This is a genomic window from Hydrogenophaga sp. (assembly GCF_031426985.1).
Lineage (GTDB): Bacteria > Pseudomonadota > Gammaproteobacteria > Burkholderiales > Burkholderiaceae_C > Hydrogenophaga.
In genome coordinates, this window is record NZ_JASJOY010000227.1 from 1 (window position 1) to 9,517 (window position 9,517).

General features: G+C 65.3%; 10 protein-coding genes, 1 tRNA gene and 1 pseudogene. 7 read left to right on the forward strand and 5 right to left on the reverse strand.

All coding sequences use genetic code 11. The features are described from left to right. Positions 1 to 340, reverse strand: a 340-nt coding sequence (locus RMP09_RS22960; protein ID WP_310568296.1) for an Orn/Lys/Arg decarboxylase N-terminal domain-containing protein, incomplete at its 3' end; no start/stop codon positions are given. Positions 341 to 508: 168 nt separating this feature from the next. On the opposite strand from RMP09_RS22960, the gene RMP09_RS22965 reads away from it, so the two are divergent. Beyond that, positions 509 to 934 (forward strand): NfeD family protein, encoded by a 426-nt coding sequence (locus RMP09_RS22965; protein WP_310568297.1) that lies wholly within the window; start codon positions 509 to 511, stop codon positions 932 to 934. A gap of 19 nt (positions 935 to 953) precedes the next feature. Further along, positions 954 to 1,874, forward strand: coding sequence for a stomatin-like protein (locus RMP09_RS22970; protein ID WP_310568298.1), 921 nt, complete (start codon positions 954 to 956; stop codon positions 1,872 to 1,874). A gap of 256 nt (positions 1,875 to 2,130) precedes the next feature. On the opposite strand, the gene RMP09_RS22975 is transcribed toward RMP09_RS22970, so the two are convergent. The 4 genes from RMP09_RS22975 to RMP09_RS22990 all read right to left on the reverse strand — a co-directional run bounded on the left by RMP09_RS22975 (position 2,131) and on the right by RMP09_RS22990 (position 5,733). Then, positions 2,131 to 2,220 (reverse strand) — tRNA-Ser (locus tag RMP09_RS22975). Between the two features lie 117 nt (positions 2,221 to 2,337). Then, on the reverse strand, positions 2,338 to 3,543 hold the full coding sequence (locus tag RMP09_RS22980; RefSeq protein ID WP_310568299.1) for a branched-chain amino acid ABC transporter substrate-binding protein: 1,206 nt from the start codon (positions 3,541 to 3,543) through the stop codon (positions 2,338 to 2,340). Between the two features lie 207 nt (positions 3,544 to 3,750). Then, on the reverse strand, positions 3,751 to 4,194 hold the full coding sequence (locus RMP09_RS22985; protein WP_310568300.1) for a DNA polymerase III subunit chi: 444 nt from the start codon (positions 4,192 to 4,194) through the stop codon (positions 3,751 to 3,753). A 39-nt stretch (positions 4,195 to 4,233) separates the two neighbouring features. Beyond that, on the reverse strand, positions 4,234 to 5,733 hold the full coding sequence (locus tag RMP09_RS22990; protein ID WP_310568301.1) for a leucyl aminopeptidase: 1,500 nt from the start codon (positions 5,731 to 5,733) through the stop codon (positions 4,234 to 4,236). A gap of 28 nt (positions 5,734 to 5,761) precedes the next feature. Here RMP09_RS22990 and lptF point away from each other — a divergent pair, with 28 nt between their 5' ends. The 5 genes and pseudogenes from lptF to RMP09_RS23015 form a co-directional block, all read left to right on the forward strand. Continuing rightward, positions 5,762 to 6,886, forward strand: coding sequence for an LPS export ABC transporter permease LptF (gene lptF / locus RMP09_RS22995; protein ID WP_310568302.1), 1,125 nt, complete (start codon positions 5,762 to 5,764; stop codon positions 6,884 to 6,886). Beyond that, positions 6,883 to 8,001, forward strand: coding sequence for an LPS export ABC transporter permease LptG (lptG, locus tag RMP09_RS23000; RefSeq protein ID WP_310568303.1), 1,119 nt, complete (start codon positions 6,883 to 6,885; stop codon positions 7,999 to 8,001). The genes lptF and lptG overlap by 4 nt, the downstream gene beginning before the upstream one ends. 4 nt (positions 8,002 to 8,005) lie before the next feature. Continuing rightward, positions 8,006 to 8,374, forward strand: a complete 369-nt coding sequence (locus RMP09_RS23005; RefSeq protein WP_310568304.1) for a CbiX/SirB N-terminal domain-containing protein — start codon at positions 8,006 to 8,008, stop codon at positions 8,372 to 8,374. Then, entirely contained in the window at positions 8,371 to 9,315 is a 945-nt protein-coding gene (locus RMP09_RS23010) for a CysB family HTH-type transcriptional regulator (RefSeq protein ID WP_310568305.1), read from the forward strand. The genes RMP09_RS23005 and RMP09_RS23010 overlap by 4 nt, the downstream gene beginning before the upstream one ends. Position 9,316: 1 nt before the next feature. Then, a pseudogene (locus RMP09_RS23015) lies at positions 9,317 to 9,517 on the forward strand (methionine aminotransferase); the annotation flags it as partial.

Sequence of the window (9,517 nt, forward strand, 5' to 3'; positions counted from 1 at the left end):
TGTCGTTGGGCAGGTGGCGGCTGGTCTTGGTTTCGCCGTGCACGTAGATCGGCACCTCGGCGTTCTTGCGGCGCACCTCGTCGATGAAGTTGCGCAGGTTCAGCACCGCGGGGTCCAGATCCGGACCAGGCGTGAACTCTTCGTCGTCGATGGACAGGATGAAGGCGCTGGCGCGCGACTGCTGCTGCGCGAACTGCGAGAGGTCGCCGTAGCTGGTCACGCCGACGACTTCAAAGCCCTCGGTTTCAATGGCCTGCGCGAGCGCGCGAATGCCCAGGCCGGAGGTGTTCTCCGAGCGGAAGTCCTCGTCGATGATGACGATGGGGAAGCGGAATTTCATGATGTTCTCCGGGCTGGTACCGACGTCGCCAAGCCAAATGGCTCCAAGGCAGGCGCGAAGTGTACGGAAAACCCATGACGCCCGAGCCGATACGATCGGCCCATGGCGCAGAATGTGGCAAGGGTCCTACAGATGCGCGGACCCGACCCGAAAAGAGAGGACTTTCTCATGGCCGATTCCACCCTGTGGTGGCTGCTGGCCGGTGCCCTGGTGGCACTGGAACTGCTGACCGGAACCTTCTACCTGCTGATGCTGGCCCTGGGCGCCGCTGCAGGCGCACTGGTGGCGCACGCGGGCGCGGCCCACACGGCGCAGATCGTGGTGGCCGCTCTGGTGGGCCTGGGCGCCGTGCTGGGCTGGACCTGGCTCAAGCGCCGCCGGCCCGGCGATCCGTCCGTGCGCGCACAGCGCAGCGTCAACCTGGACGTGGGCGAACTGGTGCAGGTGGATGCCTGGCAAACCGATGGCACTGCGCAGGTGAAATACCGCGGCGCGGTGTGGACCGCCGTCCTGCCCGCTGGCGCCACGCCCGAACCCGGCACCCACCGCGTCACCGAACTGGTGGGCAGCCGCCTGCTGGTCGAAAAAGTCTGAACCCAAGAAGGAAACCCACATGGAAATCGCTGTCCTGCTGTTCGTCGTCGCGGCCATCTTCGTGGTGCGCGCCATCAAAGTCGTGCCCCAGCAAAATGCCTGGGTGGTCGAGCGCCTGGGCAAGTACCACGCCTCGCTTGCGCCCGGTCTGAACTTCCTCGTGCCCTTCATCGACAAGGTCGCCTACAAGCACAGCCTCAAGGAAATTCCGCTGGACGTCCCCAGCCAGGTCTGCATCACGCGCGACAACACGCAGCTGCAAGTGGACGGCATCCTGTACTTCCAGGTGACCGACCCCATGCGCGCCAGCTACGGATCGTCCAACTACATCGTGGCCGTCACGCAGCTGGCGCAGACGTCGCTGCGCTCGGTGATCGGCAAGCTTGAACTCGACAAAACCTTCGAAGAGCGCGACATCATCAACGCCCAGGTGGTGCAAGCCATCGACGAAGCCGCGCTCAACTGGGGTGTGAAGGTGCTGCGCTACGAGATCAAGGACCTGACGCCCCCGAAGGAAATCCTGCACGCCATGCAGCAGCAGATCACGGCCGAGCGTGAAAAGCGCGCGCTGATCGCCGCGTCCGAAGGCCGGCGCCAGGAGCAGATCAACATCGCCACCGGCGAACGCGAAGCGTTCATCGCCCGCTCCGAAGGTGAGAAGCAGGCCGCCATCAACTCCGCGCAAGGTGAAGCGGCCGCCATCACGGCGGTGGCCGACGCCACGGCCCAGGCCATCGAACGCATCGCCGCCGCCATCCGCCAGCCGGGCGGTGAGCAAGCGGTGCAGCTCAAAGTGGCCGAGCGCGCCGTGGACGCCTACGGCAAGGTGGCCGCAGACGCAACCACCACCCTGATCGTCCCAGGCAACATGACCGAGGTGTCCGCCCTCATCGCTTCGGCCATGAAGATGGTTGGCGCCACCAGCGCAACACCGCGCTGACGCACCAAAAGAAAAAGCCACCGCAAGGGTGGCTTTTGTGTTTCGTGGCGAGTCGGTCAGGGCCATGTTTACCCCCGTTGGTAGCGGAAATACCCCCAGACAGTGGGGTGCGCCCCCCCAAAGGTACCCCCAAAAATCCTGGGCTGGCAAGAACCGTTACGGGACGGCTAGAAACAAAAAAGCCCCGGAACACTAGGTAAACCGGGGCTTTCAGGTGTCTTTGGGAGACGTTTTGGGACGCTCTGAGACAAATCACTGGCGGAGAGGGCGGGATTCGAACCCGCGGTGGGGATTAGCCCACACACGCTTTCCAGGCGTGCGACTTAAACCGCTCATCCACCTCTCCGCGAAGCCTTACATTGTAGCAGGCTGCGCAGGGTGATTTGGACCGTTCGCCACAGGAACCGCCACGCGTGCAACAAAAAAGCCACCCGAAGGTGGCCTTTTGCGTGCGGGCTGAAGATCAGCGGATCACAGCGATTTCCGAGCGCTTGCCACCCTTGTAGGTGTACAGCGTCAGAGCACCGTTCTTGATGTCGCCCTTTTCGTCGAAGGCGATCGTGCCGGTCACACCCTTGTAGTTGCTTTCTTTCAGCTTGGGCAGGTACTTGGCCGGGTCGGAAGAGTCGGCGGCCTTCATGGCTTCGACCATCACCTTCACGGAGTCGTACACGTACGGGGCATAAACCTGGACGTCGGCGTTGAACTTGGCCTTGAAGTCGGCCTTGAACTTCTCCATGCCGACCTTGGCTTCGCCTTCCACACCACCGGCTTCAGCGCAGTACACCTGCTCGTCGGCCATGCCGTCGCCGGCCAGATCCACCAGGCCGGACGAGCAGATGCCGTCACCGCCCATGAACTTGGCCTTGATGCCCAGAGCCTTCATCTGCTTGAGCATCGGGCCAGCCACGGCGTCCATGCCGCCGAAGAACACGACGTCGGGCTTTTTGGCCTTCAGGGTGGTCAGGATGGCGTTGAAGTCGGTGGCCTTGTCGTTGGTGAACTCACGACCGACAACCTTGCCGCCGGCGGCCGTCACACCCTTTTCGAACTCGTCGGCAACGCCTTGGCCGTAGGCCGTGCGGTCATCGATGACGGCGATGTTCTTGCCCTTGAGCGACTCCACGGCGTACTTGCCGAGGGTGCCACCCAGGTGCACGTCGTCCGCCACCACGCGGAACACGCCCGCGTAACCCTGACGGGTGTACTTGGGGTTGGTGGCCGAGGGGGAGATCTGGGGGATGCCAGCGTCGTTGTAGATCTGCGAGGCGGGGATGGTGGTGCCGGAGTTCAGGTGACCGATCACGCCGTTGACCTTGGCGTCGACCAGCTTCTGGGCTGCCGCGGTACCTTGCTTCGGATCGCCTGCGTCGTCTTCGGCCAGCAGCTCGAACTTGGCGGGCTTGCCACCGATGGTCAGGTTGGCGGCGTTCAACTCTTCGATGGCCATGCGGGCACCGTTTTCGTTGTCCTTGCCGAGGTGGGCAATACCACCGCTGGTGGGACCGACGTGACCGATCTTGATGACGCCGTCAGCAGCCGGAGCAGGAGCAGCCGCAGGAGCGGGTGCGGCTTCCGGAGCGGCAGCGGGTGCAGCCTCTTCTTTTTTGCCGCAAGCGGCCAGGGCGACAGCCGCTGCGATGACGGCCAGTTTCAGGTTCAGTTGCATAGATATCCTCGGAAAGGAATGAAGTTTGAATTGCGGAGGGAACTTTTTTTCTCCACGGCCGTAAAGATACTCCAAAAACGCAGCAGACCATGCGCCAGCCCCCGTCCAGAGGCGGTGGAGCAAGGGTTTGCCTGTAGCAGTATCAGTGCAGCGAATGCGCCATTAGCCCTGCAGCAGAAGCCCCGGCGCGGGGCATGCCAGCGGGGCTCAGTTTCGGCTTGGATGGAGCGCGCTCAGGTCCAGATGCTGGGGCTCATGGCCGGCGGCCTTGTACTGTTTCCAGCGGTCGCGGGCGCGTGCACGGGCGGGCGGGTCGGCTGTCACGACCTCGATCACGCGGGCAAAGCGTTGGAAGCCCTCGGGCAGTTCATCGCTGAGGTTCACCAGCACCTGGTCGTCCCCGGACGTGTCGGCCAGATGGCTGCTGATCACGATGGGCGAGCGGGCTTGCAGCGGCGCGGGCGCATCGCTGCGGCAGTGCGGCACGAACTCCACCCCGGCCAGCAGCCAGAGCTGCTGGTCCAGCGCGGCGGCCAGTGGCGGATCGGCCAGCACCTGCAGCCGCGCGCCCTTGAGGTAGGCCTTGCGCAGCAACCGGCAGGCGTAGCCCAGCCGGTCGGGCGCGTTGAAATGAAAGGCCACCTCGGTCATATGTCGGTCATGTCGGTCTGGCGGCTGCCCACTTCAACTTCAAGCCTTGGCCTTGCGCGCGGCAGCCGTCCTGGCGGCACGCGGCTGCGTGGACTGGTCCAGCAGGTACTGCACCAGCAGGGGCACCGGCCGACCGGTGGAGCCTTTGGCGGCGCCGCTTTTCCAGGCAGAACCAGCGATGTCCAGATGGGCCCAGGCCAGTTCGCCGGTGAACTTTTGCAGGAACTTGGCGGCGGTGATGGCTCCACCGGCGCGACCGGCGACGTTGCCCATGTCGGCGAAGTTGGACTTCAGTCCTTCGGCGTAATCGTCGTCCAGCGGCATGCGCCAGCACAGGTCTTGGGACTGTTCGCCCGCAGTGTGCAGCGCCTGGGCCAGCATGTCGTCGGCCGAGAACAGCCCGGAGCGGATGGCCCCCAGCGCGATGACGCAAGCACCGGTGAGGGTGGCGATGTCCACCACGGCACGGGGTTTGAAACGCGCGGCATAGGTCAGCGCATCGCACAGGATGAGGCGGCCTTCGGCGTCGGTGTTGAGGATTTCGATGGTCTGGCCGCTCATGCTGGTGACCACGTCGCCGGGCTTGACGGCCAGGCCATCGGGCATGTTTTCGCAGCTGGGAATCAGGCCGACCACGTTGATAGCCGGTTGCAGCTCTGCCAGCGCGGCAAAGGTGCCCAGCACGCTGGCCGCGCCCCCCATGTCGAACTTCATTTCGTCCATCTCGGCCGCGGGCTTGATGGAGATGCCGCCGGTGTCAAAGGTGATGCCCTTGCCCACCAGCACCACCGGCGCGTCGGTCTTGGCGGCGCCGTTGTAGCGCAGCACGATGAAGCGCAGCGGTTCGGCCGAGCCCTGGGCCACGGCCATGAAGGCGCCCATCTTGAGCGCGGCAACTTCTTTGGGACCGAGCACTTCGATCTTGATATTGGGCTTGCGGCCCAGCGCGCGCGCCGCGTCGGCCAGCAGGCTGGGCGTGGCGTGGTTGGCCGGGCGGTTGGCCCATTCCTTGGCCATTTCCACCCCGGCGACCATGGCCTTGCCCGCGGCGAAGCCCGGGCGCACCGCGTCCGGCTGGGTCACGCCCACCGTCACACGTTGCAAGTGGCGCGACTTGGCGGTCGGCTTGGTGTGGGTGTAGACGTAGGTCGCGTCGGCGCAGGCCATCAGCGCGGCTTGCACGGCGCTGCCGTTGTCGGGCAGCAGGCCCATCACCAGACCCAGCTTCTTGACCTGGGGCAGCTTGAGGCCGCTCATGGCCGCCGCCACCGCCTTGCGCACCGACGCCGCAGAACCGTCGCCCGCACGCGCCAGCACCACGCGAGCGGCCTTGAAGCCGGCTGGCCGGTAGCAGGCCAGGCACTTGCCCGTACCGGCCTCCAGGTCACCGTGCTGCACCGCGTTGGCGATCAGCTCGTGCAGCGCCGAAGCGGCTTTGCCGGTGGTCTTGGGCAGGGTGTCGGGCACGAGCACCAGCAGGGCATCGACCGCCAGCTGGGCGGCCTGTTCGGCGGTCAGGGATTTGAGTTCGAAGTCCATAATTGCGGTTTCCGAATAAGTGCAGTCGATGTTATTCCATTCTTCCATTCGCAGAGAGCTGGCACGCAGCTTCGGCGCGACCCTGGTGGTGCTGTTCACCATCGTGCTGACCATGCTGCTGATCCGCACGCTGGGGCTGGCTTCGCGCGGTAGCGTCAACCCGGAAGAGATCATGCTGGTGCTGGGCTACACGGTGCTCGGCCGCATGCCCACCATCCTCACGCTGGCGCTGTTCATTGCCATCGTGTTCACGCTCGCGCGCATGTACCGCGACAGCGAGATGATCATCTGGCTGGCCAGCGGCCGCTCGCTGGGCGGTTTTCTGGGGCCGGTGTTGCGCTTTGCCTGGCCCATCCTGCTGGTGATCACGCTCATGACCCTCTTCGTCTGGCCCTGGGCCAACCAGCAGACCGACGAGCTGCGCGGGCGCTTCGAGCGCCGGGGCGATCTGGAGCGGGTGGCGCCCGGGCAGTTCCAGGAATCGTCCAGCGGACGTCGGGTGTTCTTCATCGACAAGGACACCGCCGACGGCACCGAGGGCCGCAACATCTTCATTTCCAGCCAGGAGTCCGACGGCCGCGAGACCATCACATCGGCGCGTTCGGGCCGCATCGAATGGAAGGGCGACCAGCAGATGCTGATGCTCAACAACGGCCAGCGCCTGGAAACCGCGGCCGACGGCCACAGCCTGAAAGTCAGCGAGTTCGAGGCCTACGCCACGCAGGTCGGCTCCACGGCGCTGGTCACGGGTGTGCGACCGGGCCTGAAGTCCAAGTCCAGCTGGGAGCTGGTCCAGCAGCCGACCAATGCCAACCTCAGCGAGCTGGGCTGGCGCATCGGCATGGCCCTCACCGCCATCAATTTCGTGCTCATCGCCCTGGCCACCACCACCGGCAACCCGCGTGCGGGGCGCGGTGGCAACCTGTTCTTCACCCTGTTTGCCTTCGTGTTCTATTACAACCTGCTGAACCTGGGGCAAAGCTGGGTCGCCTCGGGCCTGGTGGGCCTGCTGCCTTTCATGCTGATGCTGCACGGCAGTGTGTTTGTGCTGTCCCTGCTGTGGCTGGCCAAGCGGCACCACAACCTGAGCCTGCGCGGCTGGTGGGCCGCACGGCGCCACCGCAGCCACAGCCTGCAAGCGAGCGCCACATGAAGACCATCCGCCGGCTGATCTATGGCGAGGTGTTTGTGGCCGTCGGCTTCGTGCTGCTGGCCTTTCTCTCGCTGTTCTTTTTCTTCGATTTCGTGGACGAACTGCCCGCGCTGGGCAGGGCCTCGCCGCTGGACAAGTCGCTGGTCTACGGTCTTCCCCAGGCGCTGATGTACGTGGGCCTGCTCATGCCCAGCCGCATTTACGAACTGCTGCCGATCTCGGTGCTGATCGGCTCGGTGTTCGTGCTGGCGCGGCTGGCCCAGGGGTCGGAATACACCATCCTGCGCACCAGTGGCCTGGGGCCCTGGCGCGCGCTGCGCAGCCTGCTGGGGCTGGGCGCCATTTTTGTGCTGTTGACCTTCGCACTGGGCGACTATGTGGCCCCGCTGGCCGACAAGACCGGGCAATTGCTCAAGGCGCGCTACCAGGGCCACATCAGCCTGGGCCAGACCGGCGCCTGGCTCAAGGAGCGCCAGACCTACAGCAACTTTTCGGTCAATGTGGGCGCGCTCACGCCGCAGGGCGGGTTGAGCCAGGTGCGCGTGTTCGAGTTCGACAACCAGGGTTTTCTGGTGTCCACCCTGCAGGCCCAGGGCGGCCAGATCGAGGACGACGAGTCCTGGACGCTGACCCAGGTGCAGCGCCGCGAGTTCGACACCGCGGGGATCGAAAAGGCCCGCATCGTCAGCAGCCAGATCGAACGCCTGCGCTGGCCCAGCAGCATCACCACCGAGATGGTGTCGGCCGCCCTGCTCAAACCCGACCGCATGCGCACCGCCGACCTGTACGGCTACATCCGCCACCTCGAAGCCAACGGCCAGACCGCACAGCGCTACGAAATCGAGTTCTGGCGCAAGGTGTTCTACCCGCTGAGCTGCCTGGTGATGGTGGTGCTGGCCCTGCCCTTTGCCTACCTGCATTTCCGTTCGGGCAGCATCACCGCGTATGTGTTTGGCGGTGTCATGGCCGGCATCAGCTTCTTCCTTCTCAACAACGTGTTCGGCTACATCGGCAACCTGAACCAGTGGCAGCCCTGGCTGGCGGCGGCGTCGCCGGCCCTGATCTATTCGGTGGTTTCGCTGGGCGCTTTCGGGTGGCTGGTGCTCAGGAGATGACAACATGCTCGGTGTGATCGTTTTTGCGCACGGCTCGCGCGACCCGCTCTGGCGCCAGCCGGTGGAGGCCGTGGCCCGCTGCATCGCGCAGGCCGACCCGCAGGCCCGCGTGGCCTGCGCCTACCTGGAACTGAGCGAGCCGGACCTGCCCAGCGCCGCGGCGGCCCTGATCGCAGGTGGTGCCACCCACCTGCGTGTGCTGCCCCTGTTTTTTGGCATGGGCAAACACGCGCGCGAAGACCTGCCGGTGCTCATGCAGCAACTGGCCGGGCAGCACCCGGGTGTGCACTGCGAATGCCTGCCCACCGCCGGTGAAGACCAGCGCCTGGTCGAACTGCTGGCGCAGATCGCACTGGAAAAGACCCCCGCATGAACCTGCACCAGTTCCGATTCGTCCAGGAGGCGGTGCGCCGCAACCTCAACCTGACCGAGGCCGCCAAGGCCCTGCACACCTCGCAGCCGGGGGTGTCCAAAGCCATCATCGAACTCGAAGACGAGCTGGGCATCGAGATCTTTGCCCGCCACGGCAAGCGCATCAAACGCGTGACCGAGCCCGGCCAGCAGGTGCTCAAGAGCATCGAAGTCATCCTGCGCGAGGTCAACAACCTCAAGCGCATCGGCGAGCAGTATTCGGCGCAGGACAGCGGAACGCTCTCCATCGCCACCACCCACACCCAGGCGCGCTACGTGCTGCCCGGCCCGGTGGCCGCGCTGCGGCAGGCCTACCCCAAGGTGGCCGTCAGTCTGCACCAGGGCTCGCCCGATCAGGTGGCCAAGATGCTGATCGAAGAGACCGCCGAGATCGGCATGGCCACCGAATCGCTGCTGAACTACCCAGAACTGGTCACCCTGCCCTGCTACGAATGGCAGCACGTGCTGGTGCTGCCATTCGACCACCCGCTGGCGCAGCGCGAACGCATTTCGCTGGAAGACCTGGCCCAGGTGCCGCTGGTGACCTACCACCCCAGTTTCACCGGGCGCACCCGCATCGACCAGGCGTTCGCCCTGCGCCACCTGCAACCCAACATCGTGCTCGAAGCCATCGACTCGGACGTCATCAAGACCTACGTCAAGCTGGGCATGGGCGTGGGCATCGTGGCCGAAATGGCCATGCAGGGCGAGAACGCCACGCCCGACCTGGTGGCCCGCCCGGCGGCCCAGCTGTTCGGTCACAACCTGGCGCGCGTGGCCTTCAAGCGCGGCACCTACCTGCGCCATTTCGTGCTGCGTTTTGCAGAACTGTTGAGCGACCGCCTCTCACGCGACCTGATCCTGCAGGCCATGGCCGGTGAAGGCCATCATTTCGACATCTGACATGCCACAACAGCCCCGCACCCCTGCCCTCACCTCCCGCCTGCCCGCGGTCGGCACCACCATCTTCACCGTCATGTCGGCGCTGGCGGCCGAGGTCGGCGCGGTCAACCTCGGTCAGGGCTTCCCGGACTTCGACTGCGACCCGGCACTGGTCAACGCCGTCACCCGCGCCATGCAGGCCGGCCACAACCAGTACCCGCCC